The organism is Paraburkholderia largidicola (assembly GCF_013426895.1).
Lineage (GTDB): Bacteria > Pseudomonadota > Gammaproteobacteria > Burkholderiales > Burkholderiaceae > Paraburkholderia > Paraburkholderia largidicola.
Genome location: NZ_AP023175.1, coordinates 1,293,896 through 1,313,078, shown reverse-complemented (window position 1 = coordinate 1,313,078; position 19,183 = coordinate 1,293,896). Strand labels below are relative to the sequence as shown.

The 19,183-nt window shown below is 61.5% G+C and carries 21 protein-coding genes; 7 read left to right on the top strand and 14 right to left on the bottom strand.

The annotated features are described in order from the left end of the window. Positions 1 to 90: 90 nt before the first annotated feature. Together PPGU16_RS22490 and PPGU16_RS22485 are read right to left on the bottom strand one after the other, a co-directional pair. Positions 91 to 1,134 (bottom strand): VTT domain-containing protein, encoded by a 1,044-nt coding sequence (locus PPGU16_RS22490; protein WP_180725075.1) that lies wholly within the window; start codon positions 1,132 to 1,134, stop codon positions 91 to 93. A gap of 121 nt (positions 1,135 to 1,255) precedes the next feature. Further along, a complete protein-coding gene (locus PPGU16_RS22485) occupies positions 1,256 to 3,271 on the bottom strand; it encodes a VTT domain-containing protein (protein WP_180725073.1) in 2,016 nt (671 codons plus the stop codon). A 350-nt stretch (positions 3,272 to 3,621) separates the two neighbouring features. Between PPGU16_RS22485 and PPGU16_RS22480 the strand changes: the two genes are divergently transcribed. From PPGU16_RS22480 to PPGU16_RS22460, 5 genes are all read left to right on the top strand, one after another. Beyond that, a complete protein-coding gene (locus PPGU16_RS22480) occupies positions 3,622 to 4,410 on the top strand; it encodes an H-NS histone family protein (RefSeq protein ID WP_180725071.1) in 789 nt (262 codons plus the stop codon). Between the two features lie 388 nt (positions 4,411 to 4,798). Continuing rightward, positions 4,799 to 6,223, top strand: a complete 1,425-nt coding sequence (gene aldA / locus PPGU16_RS22475; protein WP_180725069.1) for an aldehyde dehydrogenase — start codon at positions 4,799 to 4,801, stop codon at positions 6,221 to 6,223. Between the two features lie 154 nt (positions 6,224 to 6,377). After that, complete coding sequence (locus PPGU16_RS22470; protein ID WP_180725067.1) at positions 6,378 to 7,697, top strand: MFS transporter; 1,320 nt, start codon at positions 6,378 to 6,380, stop codon at positions 7,695 to 7,697. Next, positions 7,698 to 8,915 carry a mandelate racemase/muconate lactonizing enzyme family protein gene (locus tag PPGU16_RS22465; RefSeq protein ID WP_180725065.1) on the top strand — a complete coding sequence of 406 codons (1,218 nt, stop codon included), beginning with the start codon at positions 7,698 to 7,700 and terminating at the stop codon, positions 8,913 to 8,915. A gap of 47 nt (positions 8,916 to 8,962) precedes the next feature. Next, a complete protein-coding gene (locus PPGU16_RS22460) occupies positions 8,963 to 10,630 on the top strand; it encodes a GMC family oxidoreductase (RefSeq protein ID WP_180725063.1) in 1,668 nt (555 codons plus the stop codon). A gap of 81 nt (positions 10,631 to 10,711) precedes the next feature. Here PPGU16_RS22460 and PPGU16_RS22455 read toward each other — a convergent pair whose 3' ends face one another. The 7 genes from PPGU16_RS22455 to PPGU16_RS22425 form a co-directional block, all read right to left on the bottom strand. Next, the gene (locus PPGU16_RS22455) at positions 10,712 to 11,305 is read right to left on the bottom strand and encodes an IMPACT family protein (RefSeq protein ID WP_180725061.1); all 594 of its coding nucleotides are present in this window, start codon (positions 11,303 to 11,305) and stop codon (positions 10,712 to 10,714) included. A gap of 577 nt (positions 11,306 to 11,882) precedes the next feature. After that, positions 11,883 to 12,116, bottom strand: coding sequence for a hypothetical protein (locus tag PPGU16_RS22450; RefSeq protein WP_180725051.1), 234 nt, complete (start codon positions 12,114 to 12,116; stop codon positions 11,883 to 11,885). Positions 12,117 to 12,206: 90 nt separating this feature from the next. Beyond that, complete coding sequence (locus PPGU16_RS22445) at positions 12,207 to 12,431, bottom strand: hypothetical protein (RefSeq protein WP_180725049.1); 225 nt, start codon at positions 12,429 to 12,431, stop codon at positions 12,207 to 12,209. A gap of 47 nt (positions 12,432 to 12,478) precedes the next feature. Further along, a complete protein-coding gene (locus PPGU16_RS22440) occupies positions 12,479 to 12,703 on the bottom strand; it encodes a hypothetical protein (RefSeq protein ID WP_180725059.1) in 225 nt (74 codons plus the stop codon). 48 nt (positions 12,704 to 12,751) lie between these two features. Next, complete coding sequence (locus PPGU16_RS22435; protein ID WP_180725059.1) at positions 12,752 to 12,976, bottom strand: hypothetical protein; 225 nt, start codon at positions 12,974 to 12,976, stop codon at positions 12,752 to 12,754. Positions 12,977 to 13,024: 48 nt separating this feature from the next. Beyond that, a complete protein-coding gene (locus PPGU16_RS22430; protein WP_180725057.1) occupies positions 13,025 to 13,249 on the bottom strand; it encodes a hypothetical protein in 225 nt (74 codons plus the stop codon). A 47-nt stretch (positions 13,250 to 13,296) separates the two neighbouring features. Then, positions 13,297 to 13,521: a hypothetical protein gene (locus PPGU16_RS22425; RefSeq protein WP_180725055.1), complete on the bottom strand. Its 225-nt coding sequence runs from the start codon at positions 13,519 to 13,521 to the stop codon at positions 13,297 to 13,299. A 433-nt stretch (positions 13,522 to 13,954) separates the two neighbouring features. Between PPGU16_RS22425 and PPGU16_RS22420 the strand changes: the two genes are divergently transcribed. Beyond that, positions 13,955 to 14,284: a hypothetical protein gene (locus PPGU16_RS22420; RefSeq protein WP_180725053.1), complete on the top strand. Its 330-nt coding sequence runs from the start codon at positions 13,955 to 13,957 to the stop codon at positions 14,282 to 14,284. 144 nt (positions 14,285 to 14,428) lie between these two features. Here the strand turns inward: PPGU16_RS22420 and PPGU16_RS22415 are convergent, their stop codons facing one another. The 5 genes from PPGU16_RS22415 to PPGU16_RS22395 all read right to left on the bottom strand — a co-directional run bounded on the left by PPGU16_RS22415 (position 14,429) and on the right by PPGU16_RS22395 (position 16,401). Further along, positions 14,429 to 14,662, bottom strand: a complete 234-nt coding sequence (locus tag PPGU16_RS22415) for a hypothetical protein (protein WP_180725051.1) — start codon at positions 14,660 to 14,662, stop codon at positions 14,429 to 14,431. 90 nt (positions 14,663 to 14,752) lie between these two features. Continuing rightward, the gene (locus PPGU16_RS22410; protein WP_180725049.1) at positions 14,753 to 14,977 is read right to left on the bottom strand and encodes a hypothetical protein; all 225 of its coding nucleotides are present in this window, start codon (positions 14,975 to 14,977) and stop codon (positions 14,753 to 14,755) included. A 47-nt stretch (positions 14,978 to 15,024) separates the two neighbouring features. Continuing rightward, positions 15,025 to 15,249, bottom strand: a complete 225-nt coding sequence (locus PPGU16_RS22405; RefSeq protein WP_180725047.1) for a hypothetical protein — start codon at positions 15,247 to 15,249, stop codon at positions 15,025 to 15,027. Positions 15,250 to 15,297: 48 nt separating this feature from the next. Continuing rightward, on the bottom strand, positions 15,298 to 15,522 hold the full coding sequence (locus PPGU16_RS22400; protein ID WP_180725045.1) for a hypothetical protein: 225 nt from the start codon (positions 15,520 to 15,522) through the stop codon (positions 15,298 to 15,300). Between the two features lie 654 nt (positions 15,523 to 16,176). Beyond that, a complete protein-coding gene (locus PPGU16_RS22395; RefSeq protein WP_180725043.1) occupies positions 16,177 to 16,401 on the bottom strand; it encodes a hypothetical protein in 225 nt (74 codons plus the stop codon). A 640-nt stretch (positions 16,402 to 17,041) separates the two neighbouring features. Here PPGU16_RS22395 and PPGU16_RS22390 point away from each other — a divergent pair. Continuing rightward, on the top strand, positions 17,042 to 19,177 hold the full coding sequence (locus PPGU16_RS22390) for a serine/threonine protein kinase (protein WP_180725041.1): 2,136 nt from the start codon (positions 17,042 to 17,044) through the stop codon (positions 19,175 to 19,177). The last annotated feature ends 6 nt before the right edge of the window (positions 19,178 to 19,183 follow it).

Here is a 19,183-nt window from a genome sequence, read left to right as displayed (position 1 = left end):
TTCGTCTTAGCGGCGCTTTAGCGCGACCGCTTTTCTTTAGCGTTGGGTGCTGCTTAATGGGGCAAACAGATGCGTGAGAACTCACGCGATTTAACCGGAGACGGCGCCTCTTGGTGCAATGCCGCGCAAGGTAATGCCACGTTCCTGCGGCAACGCATGGCTTTTCTCGCGCCTGGGCTGCGCAGTGGCATTGTCAGGTTCAGTCAAGGGCTCGACCGTATAGCCGCGCCGTTCCCACGCGTCCAGTCCGCCTCTTAGCGCGCGAATCCGCGTAAAGCCTGCGCTGCGCATCTGCTGCGACAGCGTTCTTGCCGTGACGCCGTCGGCGCAGACGCAATAGACAACGACATCGCGCGCCAGCAAGGCGGCGTCGATCGTGCCGGGTGAATGCACATCGAGCGGCAGCGCACCAGGAATGGGCTGCGGCGTCTGTTGTTTCATATGCTCGGGGCGGGCGTCGAGCACGATGGGCGGCTTGTCGGGACGCATCAACGCGTCGATCTGCTCCGGCGAGACAGCCGCAAGCGACAGCGGCCGCTGCAGGCGCCACCGCTGCACGAAGCGGAACGCCAGATAGCTCGCGGCGATAGCGGTCAGCACATCGATGATCGTCCAGCCATGTGCCCGCACTTCGTGAATCAGCAAGCTCAGCTGCCGTTCGAATATCGCGCCGCCGAGCAGCCAGAACGTTGCCCAAGCGACGATACCGACGGCGTCCCACGCGAAGAAGATGACCACGCCGACGCGCGTGGTGCCCATTAGCGGCGGCGTGATGATGGCAAGTCCCGGGACGAACTTCGAGACCGACACGATTGCCGGTCCAAAGCGCATGAAGAGGGCACGCGCCTTGCGCACGCGCGTTTCGACAGCGGCCGACAGCCGCGCTAGCGCATGGATCAGCCGGCGTCCGAGCATGCGGCCCGCCGTAAACCATATCCCGTCGCCAATCAGCGCGGCGGCAAGTGCTGCTGTCAGTACATGCCAGAAGGACAGATGGCCGTTGGCAATCGCCGTACCCGCGAGCAGCAGTACGGGGACGGCAGGCACGGGAATGCCGAGGCGCGTGAGCAGCACGTTCAGGAAGACGACGGCTGCGCCCCATGTAGAAATTGCCGACGGATTGAAATCGACCAATTGCAATCGCTCCTTGCGCACTGCATTGCTTCGACGCGCGCTGGCTGTTCATTGTTGCACGGCTGAAGGGGCCGCGTACTCCACAAGCGGCCACAGAACCGGTACAACCGATCTAAAGGCCTTAACGTTCCGTGGATGCAATCAGCGTGACGGGAATGTCGGTGCATCCCATGCTGCTCGACAATTCGAGCTCGCGCCATTCGCCGCTAACCGATTTTGGCGAAATGAGCGGATCGAGTTGCCTGTCGGTGCGCAGCACATTGAACGGCCACGACGGGCGTAGCAGACGCTCATGCACGAGCGAGCCGAGCCAGATCGGTGCGGGCGTCATGCCGTTGCGACGCGCAACGGCATAGCCCGTGCGCCAGAAGCGCAGCACGTCGCGTTCGTCGCTGCGGGCGCGCTGACGGCTGAAGACGAGAGTCGACGGTTCGCCGTCGTTGAGCTTGGGCAACACGGGCAGATCCATCACGGGCACATCGGGCGACACGAGCGAGAACAGGCTGCGCGCATTGAAACGCGTGCCCTCGAGCCAACCTCGGCTGCGCAGTTGCGCGACGATCTGCTGCCGGTCGGCCGTCCATTGCACGGTGATCGGTTCGCGCCGGTCGCCCTTCATGTCGGAGCGATAGCAGGGGAACTGCTTCCACAGCGAGTCTGTCCATTGCGCCTGCGTCACGACCACGGGCGGCCGCTGGCGCACCTGCGGTTCAGCATCCGGCTGACGCCCCAAGGCGATCTGCAAGCCGACGCTCGCGCACAACACGATCAGCAAAACGGCAGGCATGTACTCGCGAGCGGGCGGCGCTTCGGGATGCCGCCATACGGCCGTCAGCGCGACGACAGCGACCCACACGGCCGCGAATGCTGCGCCGCCTACGGCATCGGAGAATGCGAAACGCCCGGAATACAGGCCCGCGAACGCGACGGCGATCACGATCAGGCTCGCGAGCGCGGTGACGGCGATGCCCGTCAGCATGCCGACGCGGCGCGCCACGACGAACGCAAGAAAGCCATACACCGTGACGCTCGCGGCGACGTGATTGCTGGGAAACGCATAGAGGTCCGATGGCGCAGCGGCAGGCGGCGCATGCGGCACGATCACCTGAATCGCGAAGATCAGCACCTGCGAGAAGATCACTGCGATGAGCCAATAGATCAGCATGCGCCAGCGTTTCTCGAAGGCGATCATGATGGTCGACGCAATGACCAGCGCGGCGAGCGTCGGAACGCTGCCGAGCGTCGAGGCGCGCGCGAGCGCTTCGCCGATCCACGGCGCCTGCGCCGATTGCAGGAAGCGATAGAACGACATGTCGACCTGAACCAGCGGATCGCCCGACACGACGTCCTGCATGACGCCAAAGAAAATCCCTGCACACACCAGCACGAAAACCGAAATGCCAACCAGCAGGCCGATAGCTGCTCGCTCGGGATCGACGATCCGATAGACCAGCTTGCCATACGGCGCTTCGTGATCGCGCGCCCACTTCACGAGGCCGCTGCGCGATGCACCCGCCCATGCGCGGGCGTGCGAGACGACCACGCGCATCACCCAGAAGCACACCCATACGATGGCCGCGACGATCGCCAGCGCCGCGACGAGACGGAACGACACCGCGCCCGCCAGTTGGATGGACGCACCGAATACGACGCCGGGAAGAATATGCGCGGGCGCCCACAGCAACGCGGACAGCACGTTCATCGCGTAGAAGCGCATGGGCGGCATTTCGAGCATGCCAGCGACGACGGGGACGATTGCGCGAAGCGGTGCGGCGAAGCGCGCAAATACGACGCTCTTCGCGCCATGTTTGTCGAAATACTTCTGACCGCTTTCGAGCAGCCCCGGATGCGTGCTGAACGGCCAGAGTTTGCTGATCGTGTCTTTATAGCGACGGCCGAACCAGTAGCTCATGCCGTCGCCCGCCACGGCGCCCACGATCGCGCTCGCAAAGAGCCAGCCGAGATTCAGTGTGCCCGTGCCGACCAGCGCGCCGGCGATAAACATCGCTGTACTACCCGGCACGAAGGTGCCGATGATCGCGACGGCTTCGAGAAACGCAGCAAGAAAAACCACGACCAGCGTCCACGCAGTGTGGCCTGCAAGCAGGTGCAGAAGCTGGACGTACGCGTGCTCCATCAATATCTCCAGGTGTTGAAGCGGCCATCAAAGAGCACGGCGACGCGCATGCGAGCGCAAAGGAAAGGGACGCTGAAAGTTTATCAGTGTCCTCCCATTGGGCGCAGGCGTGCGGCCATGCAGCAATTGGCGGTCGAAGGAATTAACGTTTGAAGGCGGGTCGTTATTCTCGCGGCATGCAATGCAATCGCAAAAGCCGCTTCAGCAATTGCGTGTGACGAGTCTTATGCGAGGCTTAAGAGAAACAGCGTATCGATGGGCAACGGTTTTCTTACTCAAGCTTTAAAACCATAGCGCTTCTAAGCAATTCCGTGGCATAGTCCGCGTATGCAATTCAAAGGGAGGCAATAATGGCTACATTGGAAATCATCCAGGCACGTATAAAGAAACTGCAGACCCAGGCCGAAACGCTCATTGCTCAAGGCGCGCAAGGTGCGTTGGACCAGATCCGTGAACTGATGATCAAGCACGGTCTCACGACGGAAGACATCGAGCGTCGCGCAAAGGCACGGCGCGAACGCGAGCGCAAAGCGCGTCTTGGTGTCAGTAGCGGCAAGGCGGGTGTTGCATCGGCCGCAAAAGGCAAATTGCCGCCCAAGTATCGCGATCCCAAGACGGGGGCAACGTGGAGCGGTCATGCCCGGCCGCCGGCATGGATCAAGAACGTGAAAGACCGTACCAAGTTTTTGATCGATGCTGCTGCGGCTGCAGCAGAACCCGTGGTGACTGCAAAGGCTGCTACCAAGAAGGCGGCGGCGAAGAAAGCTGTAACAGTGAAGTCGGCGGCTCGCAAGGTTGCGAAAAAGGCATCGGCGGCAGGCGCAAAAGCCGCTGTGAAGAAAGTCGCGGCGAAGAAAGCCACCGCGAAATCCGCCGGCAAGAAGACGGCTGCTAAAAAGGTTGCTGCGAAAAAGGTTGCTGCGAAAAAGGTTGCTGCGAAGTCTGCCGCGCCGACTGCCGGCAAGCGCGTCATTGCGAAGAAAGCCGCTGCAAAGAAGCCGGGCGCGAGCAAGGCGCCTGCGAAAAAGGCCGCTGCAAAGAAGGCCGCCGCAAAGAAGGCCGCCGTGAAAAGCGTTGCGCCCGTCGTCGAAACGCCGGTGACAGTGCAGACGCCAGCGCCCGCGACGGGCGAGGCTTGATCCGCTTCGAAACGGCTTTCAAGTAATCCGGTTCGGCGACATGCTGCCGGACCGTTCCAACGCGCGGCGCTCAAGCCGCCGCGCCATTCGTTCGCAGCCGGTGCAATGCCGGCTCGCGCAAGGGCGAAATCGCTGCCCTGGCGCACTCCTCACGCTTCCCTGAAAAGACGCATTTCCACATATCCGCCGCAACCTCTGGCGAATCGTTCGCGTGCCTGTCATATCTCCCTACAAACATGAGTTTTACGAATGTTTGGCGGTCGAAATACTCGCTTGCGCGTCATTAGGCCGCAGAGAAGAATCCGGGTCATGCGCCGGCTGCATGTTTCGCCTTGCTCTAACTCGCCGCCGGTAATGTGCTTCGCGCACGCGTCACCAGGTAAACACCATGCGACTCGACCGGAATTTCGTTGGCGGCCAGTTCGTCGAACCCGCAACGGACGAACTCATCTCCGTCTATAACCCCGCTACCGAGGCGCAGATTGCCCAGGTATCGGGCGCGTCCCGCGAAGAGGCCGTAGCAGCAGTCGCTGCAGCCGCCGCCGCGCAGAAGAGCTGGCGCAAGCTGCCCGCTGCGGAGCGCGCTACTTATCTTCACAAGCTCGCTGACGCATTGACCGACTGCGCGCCCGCCATCGGCGCGGCCCTCGCGCTGGAGTCGGGCAAGAGCGTCGCCGACGCGACCAACGAAGCCATCTACGCCGGCCAGATCACGCGCTATCACGCCGAGTGGGCGCGCCGCATCGAAGGCGAAGTCATTCCCAGCGACACCCCCGACGAGAACCTCGTGATGCATCGCGAGCCGATCGGCGTCGTCGCGTGCCTGATTCCGTTCAATTACCCCGTGTATACGTTCATGCGCAAGATCGCGCCGGCGTTGATCGCGGGTAATACGGTGGTGGTGCGGCCGAGCAACAACACGCCCACTTCCGCATTCGAAATCGCCAAGGCGGTGATCCGCGCCGAATTGCCGGCGGGCGTGGTCAACATTCTCGCGATGAGCCACGCAACGGCGGAAGCCGTCTGCACGCATCCCGCCGTCGGCATGATTACGCTGACGGGCAGCGTCGGCGCCGGTCGCAAGGTGCTCGACTACTGCAAAGAGAACATTGCGAAGCCGTCGCTCGAACTGGGCGGCAAGACGCCTGCCATCATCGAGCCGGATGCGGATCTGGAAAAGGCCGCCCGCGAACTCGTCGGTTCGAAGACGACGCACTGCGGCCAACTTTGCACGGCAATCGAGCGCGTCTATGTCCACGAGAGCGTGCATGACCAGTTCGTCGCGCTGCTGAAAAAGCATATGAGCGCCGTGAAGAGCGGCGACCGCCGCACGGATGCTTCATTGATGGGTCCGCTCGTCAACGAAGTCTCGCGCCAGTCGATTCACGCAATGGTCCAGCGCGCGGTAGCCGATGGCGCAACGCTCGAAACGGGCGGCGTGACGCCTGAGGGCAAGGGCTTCTTCTATCCGGCCACGCTGCTGACGAATTGCCGTCAGGAGATGGAGATCATCCGGGAAGAAACGTTCGGCCCGATCATGCCCGTCGTGCGCTACAGCACGCTCGACGAAGCACTGCAGATGGCCAACGACCACCAGTTCGGTTTGTCGTCGGTGCTCTACACCGAGAACTACCGCACCACGATGAAGGTCGCGAACAACATCGAAGCGGGCGAACTCTACGTGAACCGCACGCCTGCCGATCCGTACCAGGGCTTCCACGCAGGCTGGAAACGCTCGGGTCTCGGCGGCGACGACGGCAAGCACGGCATGCTCGAATTCACGCAGACGCGTCTGGTCGTCATGAAGTACTGATCCTGTCAGGGCGCATGCCGCCTGCGAAAAGCAACGCGGAATGCGCTCTCTTTTTTAACCATAAAAAGCACACGCTGCATTCATAACAAAGTAACGGAGACACGACGGCCACGGCGCATGCCGTGCTCCTCGCGCGTCTCTTAGGAGCATTTCAGTGGCAAGCCAACCTCTTCAAACGGACGCTTCGACGCGCCGTTCCGCCAGCGCAACCGACCAGTCCGGCAACAAGGCACAGCGCTATGTGCAACTGTTGCTGCTCGTCATCGCCGCCGGCGCAATCTATCCGATTCTCTATCTGCGCCAGGTCTATCAGCCGACGATGCTGGAAGTTTTCCACATCAGCGAAAGCCAGCTCGGCTACCTGTATTCGATGCTCGGCACGATCTTTCTGCTGAGCTATCTGCCGAGCGGCTGGCTCGCGGACCGCATCGCGCCGCGCCTGCTGATCAGCTTCTCGCTCGTCGCCACGGGTCTGCTCGGCCTGGTGTATTCGACGGCGCCGTCGTTCAATCTGCTGCTGATGATCTTCGGCGGCTGGGGTCTCTCGACGGGTCTGACGTTCTGGGCGGCCGTCATCAAGCGCGTGTCGATGATCGCGGGTGCGGACGAACAGGGCCGCTTCTTCGGTTTTCTCGACGGCGGCCGCGGGCTGATCGAAGCGATGCTCGCGACGATCGCCATCACGCTGTTCGCATGGCTCACGCAGACGAAAGGCGAACCGGCGGCTGTCGGCTTCAAGGTCGTCGTTTATATGTACGCGTTCCTGTGCATCGGCCTGGGCGTGGTGCTCGCACTGGTGAAGGATCCGTCGTCGAAAGCGGAGCAATCGAGCCGCGCGAAAGCCGCCAAACGCAGCAACGTGATCGCCGATCTGATCACGCTCGCGAAGATTCCCGAACTGTGGCTCGTCGCGGCAATCGTGTTCTGCGGCTATCAGGTGTTCTGGGCGACCTACAGCTTCTCCGCGTATCTGCATGAAGGCGAGATTGGCTTGTCCGTGGTGATGGCGGGCATGATTACGACGCTCAAGCTGTGGATGCGTCCCATCGGCGGCATTGGCGGCGGCTTTCTCGGCGACCGCTTTTCGAAAGTGACCGTGCTGATCATCGCGCTCTTCCTCGCGTCGCTCTCGCTGATCGGCCTGGTCGCTGCGCCGCAGATCAGCAGCCATGTGATGCTGGTGTTTCTGGTGCTCTTCATCGGCGTGCTGACGTATGCAATTCGCGGTCTCTACTGGTCGCTGCTCGATCGCTGCAACGTGCCCGTCGAGACGATGGGTCTCGCGATTGGCCTGATTTCGGTACTCGGTTATTCGCCCGATGTTTTCCTGCCGCTCATCAACGGATATCTGACCCAGAACTATCCGGGCGTGCATGGTTATCAAATGTACTTCGGCTACGTGGCCGCCGTATCCGCCGTCGGCGGCTGCGCGGGCCTCGTGCTGCGCAATATGCTTAACAGGAAGGAAGCGTAAATGAAAGTCGTCTCGCTCGAAACGCATATCGTCGCCGTGCCGCCGCCGCATATCGGCGGCATGTACTGGATCTTCGTCAAGCTGAAGACGGATTGCGGGATTGAAGGCGTCGGCGAAATCTATTCGGCCACGTTTCATCCGAATGCGATGGCGCCCATCATCGACGACGTGTTCTCGCGGTATCTGCTCGACAAAGACCCGCACCACGTCGAACGTCTGTGGCGTGAAGCGTATTCGAGCGGCTTCACGCAGCGCCCCGACCTGACGATGATGGGCGTCGTCAGCGGCCTCGAAATGGCGTGCTGGGACATCATCGGCAAGGCGGCGAACAAGCCCGTGTACGAGCTGCTCGGCGGCCGCGTGCATGAACGCCTGCGTTCTTACACGTATCTGTACCCGAAGAACCGCCGCGGCGAATACGACTACGACGATCCCGATCTCGCAGCCGAATGCGCGGCGGAAAACGTCAAGCGCGGCTTTACCGCGGTGAAGTTCGATCCTGCTGGCCCTTATACGGCTTACTCGGGCCATCATCTGTCGCTCGAAGTGATGGACCGTTGCGAAACGTTCTGCCGCAAGGTGCGCGAAGCCGTGGGCAGCAAGGCTGACCTGCTGTTCGGCACGCATGGGCAAATGGTGCCGGCGTCGGCGATCCGTCTGGCGAAGCGCCTCGAAAAATACGACCCGTTGTGGTTCGAAGAGCCCGTGCCGCCGGGACAGCATGAGGCAATGGCCGAAGTCGCGCGGCACACGAGCATTCCGATTTCGGCTGGCGAGCGCCTCACCACGAAATACGAATTCCACAAGCTGCTGGAAGCGGGCGGCGCGTCGATCCTGCAACTGAACGTGGCGCGCGTCGGCGGCCTGCTCGAAGCGAAGAAGGTCGCCACCCTCGCCGAGGTGTATTACGCGCAGATCGCGCCGCACCTCTACAACGGTCCGGTCGGCGCCGCCGCGAGCATTCAGCTTGCAACCTGCACGCCGAACTTCCTGATTCAGGAAAGCATCGGCACGTGGGGCGGTTTCCATGCGGAAGTGCTGAAGACGCCGATCCGCTGGGAAGACGGCTACATCATTCCGTCGACGGAACCGGGCCTGGGTGTCGAGCTGAATATGGAAGTGGTCAATCAGCACACGCCGTACAAGGGCGAGCGCCTGCATCTACAGATGGCGTCGAAACCGGCCGACGTGAAGGATCTCGCGCCCGCCAAGGGCTAAACGCGAACACGTATTCCACGTATTGGACGCCTGCGGGCGAATAGAACATGAATTACGACTACATCATCGTCGGAGCGGGATCTGCGGGCTGCATTCTCGCCAACCGGCTGTCGGCGTCCGGCCAGTACTCGGTGCTGCTGCTCGAAGCGGGCAAAGCCGACGATTCGTTCTGGTTCAAAATTCCAGTCGGTTTCACGAAGACGTACTACAACGAAACCTACAACTGGATGTACTACAGCGAGCCGGAGAAGGAACTCGACAACCGCTCGTTGTATTGCCCGCGTGGCAAGGTGCAGGGCGGCTCCGGTTCGATCAACGCAATGATCTACGTGCGCGGCCAGGCGCAGGATTACGACGACTGGGCGGAGGCGGGCAACAAGGGCTGGTCGTATCGCGACGTACTGCCGTATTTCCGCAAGCTCGAAGCGCATCCGCTCGGCAACACGGAGTATCACGGCGCAAATGGCCCGATCGGCATTTCCCCGATGAAGGATGCGGCGCATCCCATCTGTCACGTGTTCATCAAGGGCTGCGAGCAGGCGGGCTACAAGCGCACTGACGACTTCAACGGTGCGCAGTTCGAAGGCGCGGGCATTTACGACGTGAACACGCGTAATGGCCAGCGTTCGTCGAGCAGCTTCGAATACCTGCACCCGGTGCTCAACCGGAAGAACCTGACGGTCGAGCGTGAAGTGCTCGTCACGCAGGTGCTGTTCGACGCGGACCGGCGCGCGACGGGCGTCGTCGTGAAGCAGAACGGCAGTGCGCGTCATTTCACCGCGAAGCGGGAAGTGATTCTTTCGGCGGGCGCCGTCGATACGCCGAAGCTGCTGCAACTGTCGGGTGTCGGCGATAGCGCGCTGCTCGCGGAGCATCGCGTTCCTCTCGTGCATCATTTGCCGGCAGTCGGGCAAAATCTGCAGGATCATCTTTGCGTGAGCTTCTACTATCGCTCGAACGTGAAGACGCTGAATGACGAAATGCGTCCGTTGCTGGGCAAGCTCAAGCTCGGCTTGCAATACCTGCTGACGCGCAAAGGCCCGCTTGCGATGAGCGTGAACCAGGCTGGCGGCTTCTTCAAAAGCAGCGAGAAAGAAGCGTTGCCTAACCTGCAGCTCTATTTCAACCCGTTGTCGTATCGCATTCCGAAGAGCAACAAGGCGAGCCTCGAACCCGAACCGTATTCGGGCTTCCTGCTGTGCTTCAATCCGTGCCGTCCGAGTAGCCGCGGCTCGATCCAGATCGCGTCCGACCGTGCGGAAGATGCCGCGAAGATTCGCATCAACGCGCTGACGACGCAAAAAGATATCGACGAAGCCATCGAAGGCTGCGAACTGGTGCGCAAGATCATGTCGACGGCGGCGCTCAAGGACATCACTGTCGAAGAGATATCGCCCGGCCCGCAAGTGAACGATCGCGAAGCTTTCCTGCAGTACTTCCGGGAACAGTCGGGTTCGATCTATCACCTGTGCGGTTCGTGCGCGATGGGGCCGGACGATGGCAACTCGGTCGTCGACGAGCGGCTGCGCGTGCATGGCATGTCGGGCTTGCGGATCGTCGATGCGTCGATCTTCCCGAACATCACGTCAGGCAATATCAACGCGCCGACGATGATGGTCGCGGAGAAGGGCGCCGAGATGATTCTCGAAGATGCGCTGGCAGCGGCGGGTGCGCAAGCGAAGCAATCGGCGAAGGTGTTTGCTGCGGCGCATTGAGCATCGACAAGTTACAGGCCTTCCAGAGCGGCCGCGTGCACGGTACTTTTCCGGCACGCGGCCGTTTTGTTCTGGTTCTGCTCAGAGGCTTTCGGGGAAAATTGCGCGGCCTTGCGTCATATCGCGCAAGGCTTCACGCGCGGCGTCGATGGCCGTGACGGGCATGCGTATCGTCAGTTGCACGTTCATGTCGTACGCGCTCGCTTCGAGCGCGTAGTTTTCCTGTTCGATCCAGCGTCGCACGCGGGCTTCGTCGGGATAGCCGATCTCGACCTGCAAGGACGCAAGCGCGATCCGCTCGACACGCGGCGCGTCCTGCAACGCGGTGGCGATCGCGTCGGTATAGGCGCGCACGAGGCCGCCCGCGCCGAGCTTCACGCCGCCGTAATAGCGCACGACAGCGGCCAGCACGCCGTCCAGATCGTGATGGCGCAGGACTTCGAGGATCGGGCGCCCTGCCGTGCCCGACGGCTCGCCATCGTCCGACATGCCCGATTGCCCGCCCGCCAGCAGGGCCCAGCACACATGCGTGGCCGTGGGATGCGCTTCACGCAGGCGGCGCAGTTCGTCCATCGCGGCGTCGCGGTCGGCGACGGGAATCGCGTAGGCGATGAAGCGGCTTTTGCGGATGTCGAGTTCCGCCTGCAGCGCTGAGGGGAGAGTGAAGGTGGGCAAGGCGGCGAGCGTCGGTTGGTTCGGGGGCGGTCAGGATCGTTATCTTAGCGGATGTGGCTGAGCGGTCTGGCGTGGCTCCGGCGCGCGGCGCGACTGGATGGCGCTATTTTGACGCATCTGGAAAGAGTCTCTTGTTAACTTGTGTGATGACGCGCCCGCTGTGCGAGCCGATAATGCAAGGCATGGCGGATCTAGCTCTGGCTGGGGCGATGCCGGACTCCTCATCCGGCGCGATCCGTCAACTTCTCATTTGGACTGAGCGCCAACTCATGTCGCTTTGGTCCGTCGCTGCGGTGTGGCCGCGTTGGCGCGCCGCCGGAGATGAACGGGCGCCAGGCGTGATGGCGCTCATGCGTGGACTTGTTGATCTCTCAACGCCCCACCAACAAGAAGGCCCGCCAGTGCGAACGGACTGGCGGGCCTGAAACCGTCAAGGGACAAGACCTGACGGCATTCCTCTCAGAAAGAACTTCTCTTAACGCTTACCCCGTATTGTGGTGCTGTCTTGAACTGTTCGACGGGCTCTGCGAACCCGACCAACGTTTTTACATGCGAACAGCCGTTTCATTCCCGGGACTTAAAACAGTCCCTTGAGAAACTGCAGGCCGCCGAAATTCTGCAGCGTCGGAATATCGATCTTCGTGTCGGTCTGGATGACGGGCGCGACCACGATAGCCGGGCTGGCAAACCCACCGCCGAACGCTGCGTTCACGTTACCGAAATTGAAGTTGCTACCGCCGCGCACTGCAGACAGCGCGTCGTTAGACAGTGTCTGGTGATGCGAGAGATCCGTGATCGTCAGCGAGGCCATGGTCAAGCTCCTGGTATGGCGTATTGCGGGACGGGAGAGCATGCACTGCCTGTGAGGCACAGACGCGGCGGGGCTCTCCCGTGTGTTGCCTTACTTGACCAGCTGCAGGCCGCCGAAGTTCTGGATCGTCGGGATGATGACCTGCGTGTCGGTCTGCGTGACGGGTGCCACCACGATCGACGGGCTGGCGAAACCGCCACCGAACGCGGCATTCGTGTTGAAGGCGTTGTAGTTGCTGCCGCCGCGCACGGCCGAGAGTGCCTTGACGGAAAGTTCTTCGTTATGCGAAAGGTCTTTGATGGTCAGTGAGCTCATGATCAATCTCCTGGATACGGTATGGGAAGTGGGAATGCGTTTTCGATTTACAGCACGGCCTGCAGGCCGCCGAAGTTCTGGATCGTCGGGATGACGACCTTCGTGTCGGTCTGCGTGACGGGGGCCACGACGACGCCCGGGCTGGCGAAGCCGCCACCGAATGCGGCGTTCACGTTACCGACGTTGTAGTTGCTGCCGCCGCGCACCGAGGCGAGTGCTTCGACAGAAAGGTCTGCGTGATGCGAAAGGTCTTTGATGGTCAGCGAGGCCATGGTCAATCTCCTGAAACGGGTAGGGAAAGCGGGTAATGTGTTTGCGATTTACAGCACGGCCTGCAGGCCACCGAAGTTCTGGATCGTCGGGATGACGACCTTCGTGTCGGTCTGCGTGACGGGAGCCACGACGACGCCCGGGCTGGCGAAGCCGCCACCGAATGCGGCGTTCACGTTGCCGACGTTGTAGTTGCTGCCGCCGCGCACCGAGGCGAGTGCTTCGACGGAAAGGTCTGCGTGATGCGAAAGGTCTTTGATGGTCAACGAGGCCATGATCAATCTCCTGAATGGGGTATGGAAAGCGGGTGATGTGTTTGCGATTTACAGCACAGCCTGCAGGCCGCCGAAGTTCTGGATCGTCGGGATGACGACCTTCGTATCGGTCTGCGTGACGGGCGCCACTACGATGGCCGGGCTGGCGAAGCCGCCACCGAATGCGGCATTCGTGTTGAAGGCGTTGTAGTTGCTGCCGCCGCGCACGGCCGACAGTGCTTTGACGGAAAGGTCTGCGTGATGCGAAAGGTCTTTGATGGTCAGCGAGCTCATGATCGATCTCCGGATAGGGTGTGGTAAGTGGAAGATGTGTTTGCGATTTACAGCACGGCCTGCAGGCCACCGAAGTTCTGGATCGTCGGGATGACGACCTTCGTATCGGTCTGCGTGACGGGCGCCACTACGATGGCCGGGCTGGCGAAGCCGCCACCGAATGCGGCATTCACGTTACCGGCGTTGTAGTTGCTGCCGCCGCGCACGGAGGCGAGGGCTTCTACGGAGAGTTCTGCGTTATGCGAGAGGTCTTTGATGGTCAGGGAAGCCATGGTCAATCTCCTTGGATCATTCGTTTCGGTTGGAAGAGCACGATTTGTTTGCGCTCGCTGCTACATACGCATAGGGTGTGCCAATCGTGCCCGGGACTCCGAAGTTTCTCCGCAACCATATGAAACTAAAGGGAATTCTATCTTTTTGAGTTTTCGAGGCCGGTTTTTCAAGCCGGAAGGCGATAAATGAAGGTCTGCCACCAGCAAACAGATAATCGCTTAGCTGTCGGCTTTAACCGAACAGCAGCAACTTGCAGACAAGCAGCGCCCGCCCGCCGACAATGATTTGCTCTTGCGCGCCGCAGAATTGGCTCGACGCGACGGAGGCGCGGCTGGTGCTCGACCGCATGGATGACCACGTCGACCGGCTTCACGGATCACGCGCTGATCGCGTCGATGATGTTCGTTCAGGCGGGTCGGTGCGGAGGGCGCGATGCGGGTCGAGATGCCGTATCACCATGCGCTTGGGGCAGACGTCGACGGGCACCTCGACGGCACTGTCATTGGCACGGACACGGAAGGGTCGCCGTTCTGCGAAATCGCCCGCGGCACCAGCCAACCCGGCGCGGTGCCGACGCAGCTGTATGACCGGTGTCATGCTGACATCGGCCTCGACGACGTCGAGCGGATTCACCACCAGACCGGGGCGCGGATCGGCATGTCGATCCCACCGGATCAGGTCGCGACGCACGCTGCACAAACAAGAAGGCCCGCCAGTGCGAACGGACTGGCGGGCCTGAAACCGTCAAGGGACAAGACCTGACGGCATTCCTCTCAGAAAGAACTTCTGGCGTACATCTTTCTCTTAACGCTTACCCCGTATTGTGGTGCTGTCTTGAACTGTTCGATGGGCTCTGCGAACCCGACCAACGTTTTTGTATGCGAACAGCCGTTTCATTCCCGGGACTTAAAACAGCCCCTTGAGAAACTGCAGGCCGCCGAAATTCTGCAGCGTCGGAATATCGATCTTCGTGTCGGTCTGGATGACGGGCGCGACCACGATAGCCGGGCTGGCAAACCCACCGCCGAACGCTGCGTTCACGTTACCGAAATTGAAGTTGCTACCGCCGCGCACTGCAGACAGCGCGTCGTTAGACAGTGTCTGGTGATGCGAAAGGTCTGTGATCGTCAGCGAGGCCATGGTCAAGCTCCTGGTATGGCGTATTGCGGGACGGGAGAGCATGCACTGCCTGTGAGGCACAGACGCGGCGGGGCTCTCCCGTGTGTTGCCTTACTTGACCAGCTGCAGGCCGCCGAAGTTCTGGATCGTCGGGATGATGACCTGCGTGTCGGTCTGCGTGACGGGTGCCACCACGATCGACGGGCTGGCGAAACCGCCGCCGAACGCGGCATTCGTGTTGAAGGCGTTGTAGTTGCTGCCGCCGCGCACGGCCGAGAGTGCCTTGACGGAAAGTTCTTCGTTATGCGAAAGGTCTTTGATGGTCAGCGAGCTCATGATCAATCTCCTGGATACGGTATGGGAAGTGGGAATGCGTTGGCGATTTACAGCACGGCCTGCAGGCCGCCGAAGTTCTGGATCGTCGGGATGACGACCTTCGTGTCGGTCTGCGTGACGGGCGCCACCACGATGGCCGGGCTGGCGAAGCCGCCACCGAATGCGGCGTTCACGTTACCGACGTTGTAGTTGCTGCCGCCGCGCACCGAGGCGAGTGCTTCGACGGAAAGGTCTGCGTGATGCGAAAGGTCTTTGATGGTCAGCGAAGCCATGATCAATCTCCTGAATGGGGTATGGAAAGCGGGTGATGTGTTTGCGATTTACAGCACAGCCTGCAGGCCGCCGAAATTCTGGATCGTCGGGATGACGACCTTCGTGTCGGTCTGCGTGACGGGCGCCACCACGATGGCCGGGCTGGCGAAGCCGCCACCGAACGCGGCGTTCACGTTGCCGACGTTGTAGTTGCTGCCGCCGCGCACCGAGGCGAGTGCTTCGACGGAGAGTTCTTCGTTATGCGAAAGGTCTTTGATGGTCAGCGAAGTCATGGTCAATCTCCTTGGATCGGTTGTTTCGGTTGGAAGAGCACGATTTGTTTGCGCTCGCTGCTACTTATGCACAGGGTGTGCCAGTCGTGCCAAGTGCGCCGAGGTCAAACGATAACCATATGAAACTAAAGGAGATTTAACCGTCGGAATTTTTTTGAAGGCAGCTTTTCGATCGATCAGTTGAGAAATGAAGGTCTGCGGCCAGCAAACAGATAGCCGCTAAGCTGTCGGCTTTAACCGGACAGCACGCAAAACGCGGCCTTCTCAATGAGTTCTGCGACTGGCGCCCCGAGGCGACACTTGAATTGATCAACTCAGCCGTTCGCGAGCGCCTCGCGAAAAGCTAACTGCGGTGTTCGCGCGGGGGAGTTTCCGCGACCGCCCCTCCGGCCCGGCACGCCCTGAACACACCGCTTGCTGAACATAAGGAATGAGGCCGACGCGTCGGGGGAGTGCGTTCGACTGTCATGACCACCGGCTGAACGCAGAAGCGTCAGCGAAGGACCATATCGTCAAGCGCGAAGATTTGGCGGAATAAAACAGACGGCCAGAACAACCGGTGAACAGATACGCGCACAAACGCGTGCCGCAAGCCATCCGGCAAGCGGCACGTCAGGGGAAAGAAGCGAATGGCGAATGCCTTGAAGGCTAGCGCTATTTGCGCAAAAGGCTCTGCGGCGGTATGCGTTCGTCGACGGGTTGACGCGCGGCTGTCGGGAATCCCACGGGAAAGTCGACGACGCGCGTCGCCGCCGGCAGCGCTTGCGCGGTGACGCCGAAGAAGCGTCCGCCCGCTCGCGCGCCGCCGACGATGGCGGTCATCGCTGCGCGATCGAGTTCGACGCTTTCGGAAAGATCTTTGATGAGGAGCTTGGACATGGCTGTTCCAGAAGAAATGTCGCGTGGCGCCGTCGCGATGCGTGTGCGCTTCGGTCGATGACGGCAACGCGTATGTCTCGAACAACCAGTATAGGTAATTCAGGCTCGATGCGGTGTGCGCTGGCGAGCATTGCGAACGCTGTGCGGAGGGGGCTGTTGTTGCTGGCCGTCATCGTTGGCCTGATCGTGGTCGGCGGATTCGAAACGAACGCGTTGTGATTGTTGCTCACGTTGCAGATATTCAGGCTTCGGTTTACAAGCTGCGGGTCATTGACCGTCTTGCTGTTGTCGAAGTCGCGCTCCGTAGAGGGACGCGAAGATTCACTAAAACGGTGTTTCGGTTCAGGCTCGAGCACGTCGTCTGCCAGGGCCTGACAACAAGACACAGCCTGCGCCGGTCGCCTGGGCGCAGCGGCAAAAAAAGCGCTGAGGCCTTAATGTACAGGGCTTCCCGCCAAATAAGGTGAACGGCGAGATGCTGTCATGCCAGACCGAGCCGCCAGGCGCCACACGCCCACCGCGTCGCGGGGCAATCCTGGTTTGCGAAAGACATACGTGCGGGCTACTATCGAACGAGCACATGTAATTGGTTACGACAGGGAAATCCTCAGACCATCGGGAGCTGCAGCGCTTTGAACACATGGCTAGCCTTGCGCACGTGATTCGGGACTTTCAGAGCGGCGCGCTGACGCAGGACGCGTTCGTCGCTCAACTCGACAGCACGCTCACAACGGAAGGCGTCGGTTCGGCTCGTCTGCTCGAAATACTCGGTGAAGCGCACGTCAGGAAGCCGCTGCCTCCTGCGCTCTACGCGGAAGTGCGCCGCCGCATCGAACAGATGCCCGTTTCGAACCTTGCCGCAGCGGGCGGCGAGGAAACGCGCATGCAAACGGTGACCGAGCCGCCAACTTCGCCGCCCCCTGCGCCCGCGCGTAGCAGCGAAGCAGTCGGGTCCGGACTCGATCAGGTCAAGGGTACGGGCGACACACTGAACAACCGCTTCGTGCTCGAAGAGTGTCTGGGCGTGGGCGGCATGGGCACCGTCTACAAGGCGCTCGATCTGCGCAAGCTCGAAGCATCGGACCGCAAGCCCTATCTCGCGATCAAGGTGCTCAACACGCAATTCCGCGGCAACCCGAAGTCGCTGATTGCGTTGCAGCGTGAAGCGCGCAAGGCACAGGTCCTCGCGCACCGCAATATCGTCACCGTTTACGATTTCGACCGCGATGGCGCCATCGTCTATCTGACGATGGAATACCTGTCCGGCAAGCCGCTCAGCCAAATTCTGCGCACGCAGGATTTCAAGGGCATGCCGGTCCAGTCCGCATTGCCGATCGTGCGCGGCATGTCGAGCGCGCTGGCGTACGCGCACGAGCGCGGCTTCGTGCATTGCGACTTCAAGCCCGCCAACGTGTTTCTGACCGATACGGGCGAAGTCAAGGTGATCGACTTCGGCATCGCGCGCGTCTTTCAGCGTCCCGAAGAAGAAAGCGACGCGACCGTGTTCGATCCCGGCAGCCTCGGCGCATTGACGCCCGCCTATGCGAGCCCGGAAATGCTCGAGCATCTCGAACCCGATCCGCGCGACGACATTTACGCGCTGGGCTGCATTACCTACGAGCTATTGACGGGGCGTCATCCGTTCGACCGTCAGTCGGCCACGCAGGCGCGTGCGTCGAACCGGCAACCGCAGCGGCCCGAGAACCTGAGCAACCGCCAATGGCGGGCATTGCGTGCGACGCTCGCCTTCGATCGCAAGTCGCGCACGCCGACGGTGTCGCGCTTCGTCGAAGAGTTCGGCGCGCAGGAGCGTCCATCGGCGTCGAAGTCGTCGGGGCGCAGTGTCGACCGCACTGGCATGCTGATGAAGTCGGGTGTCGCCGGCCTCGCGCTCGCTTGCGCGGCGGGCGGCGCGCTGTACTTCTATCGTGCTTCGCGGACGCTGGAGCAGGAGAATGCGGCGCTGCAGGTGAGCACCGCGTCCGATGCGGGCGGCGCGCAGTCTTCATCTAGCGCCACTTCGCCCGTTCAACCCATCACGCCCGCCACCCCGTCGGCGCCTGCCGTTGCATCCGCGCCGAGCACGCCGGCCCAACCGGCCCCGCCGACACTCGCCGCCGTCACCTCGGCGCTCGCGACATTGCCGTGCTCGGCGCTTGCGGCTTCGATTCAGGATCGCGCGGTACAGGTGCGCGGATTCGTACCGCAACACGGCGAGGCACAGGTCAACGAGCGCCTTGCAACATTGCCCGGCGTGGCGTCGACCAAGGTCGACGTGCAGCATGTGAGCAGCGACAAATGCGAGGTGCTGAAGGAGCTCGGCTCATACTGGACGCGCAACTGGCTGGCGGGGCATATCGCGTCGTTGACGGCGCGCATGCCGAACGGCGTGCTGACGGAAGGCGATCCTCTCGTCGTCGACGTACGGACGCCGGGCTACGACTCGTATGTGAACATCGACTATTACGTGCTAGACGGAAGTGTCGTGCACATGGTGCCGGGGCCGCGCGCGAAAGATAACCAGGCGCCGTCGCATTACTCGGCGACCATCGGCAGCGGCGGCGACTGGATCATCTCGAAGCCGTTCGGTCAGGAACTGGTCGTCCTGCTGATTACGCCTGCGCCGCTCTTCGATACGCCACGACCCGAAAGCGAGTCGCGCACGGATTATCTGCGCGCGCTCGATACGCGGCTCAAGCAGCTAGCCTCCAAATATGGGCAAGACCATATCGTCGCGGACTTCGCGCAGATCACGAGCAAGGCACGCGCGCGTTGAAGGTCG

Coding starts and splice junctions, on each gene's coding strand:
- PPGU16_RS22485 (WP_180725073.1), bottom strand. CDS start 3,271: ATGGAGCACGCGTACGTCCAGCTTCTGCACCTGCTTGCAGGCCACACT.
- PPGU16_RS22480 (WP_180725071.1), top strand. CDS start 3,622: ATGGCTACATTGGAAATCATCCAGGCACGTATAAAGAAACTGCAGACC.
- aldA (WP_180725069.1), top strand. CDS start 4,799: ATGCGACTCGACCGGAATTTCGTTGGCGGCCAGTTCGTCGAACCCGCA.
- PPGU16_RS22465 (WP_180725065.1), top strand. CDS start 7,698: ATGAAAGTCGTCTCGCTCGAAACGCATATCGTCGCCGTGCCGCCGCCG.
- PPGU16_RS22460 (WP_180725063.1), top strand. CDS start 8,963: ATGAATTACGACTACATCATCGTCGGAGCGGGATCTGCGGGCTGCATT.
- PPGU16_RS22450 (WP_180725051.1), bottom strand. CDS start 12,116: ATGGCCTCGCTGACGATCACGGATCTCTCGCATCACCAGACACTGTCT.
- PPGU16_RS22445 (WP_180725049.1), bottom strand. CDS start 12,431: ATGAGCTCACTGACCATCAAAGACCTTTCGCATAACGAAGAACTTTCC.
- PPGU16_RS22440 (WP_180725059.1), bottom strand. CDS start 12,703: ATGGCCTCGCTGACCATCAAAGACCTTTCGCATCACGCAGACCTTTCT.
- PPGU16_RS22435 (WP_180725059.1), bottom strand. CDS start 12,976: ATGGCCTCGTTGACCATCAAAGACCTTTCGCATCACGCAGACCTTTCC.
- PPGU16_RS22430 (WP_180725057.1), bottom strand. CDS start 13,249: ATGAGCTCGCTGACCATCAAAGACCTTTCGCATCACGCAGACCTTTCC.
- PPGU16_RS22425 (WP_180725055.1), bottom strand. CDS start 13,521: ATGGCTTCCCTGACCATCAAAGACCTCTCGCATAACGCAGAACTCTCC.
- PPGU16_RS22420 (WP_180725053.1), top strand. CDS start 13,955: ATGCGGGTCGAGATGCCGTATCACCATGCGCTTGGGGCAGACGTCGAC.
- PPGU16_RS22415 (WP_180725051.1), bottom strand. CDS start 14,662: ATGGCCTCGCTGACGATCACAGACCTTTCGCATCACCAGACACTGTCT.
- PPGU16_RS22410 (WP_180725049.1), bottom strand. CDS start 14,977: ATGAGCTCGCTGACCATCAAAGACCTTTCGCATAACGAAGAACTTTCC.
- PPGU16_RS22405 (WP_180725047.1), bottom strand. CDS start 15,249: ATGGCTTCGCTGACCATCAAAGACCTTTCGCATCACGCAGACCTTTCC.
- PPGU16_RS22400 (WP_180725045.1), bottom strand. CDS start 15,522: ATGACTTCGCTGACCATCAAAGACCTTTCGCATAACGAAGAACTCTCC.
- PPGU16_RS22395 (WP_180725043.1), bottom strand. CDS start 16,401: ATGTCCAAGCTCCTCATCAAAGATCTTTCCGAAAGCGTCGAACTCGAT.
- PPGU16_RS22390 (WP_180725041.1), top strand. CDS start 17,042: ATGGCTAGCCTTGCGCACGTGATTCGGGACTTTCAGAGCGGCGCGCTG.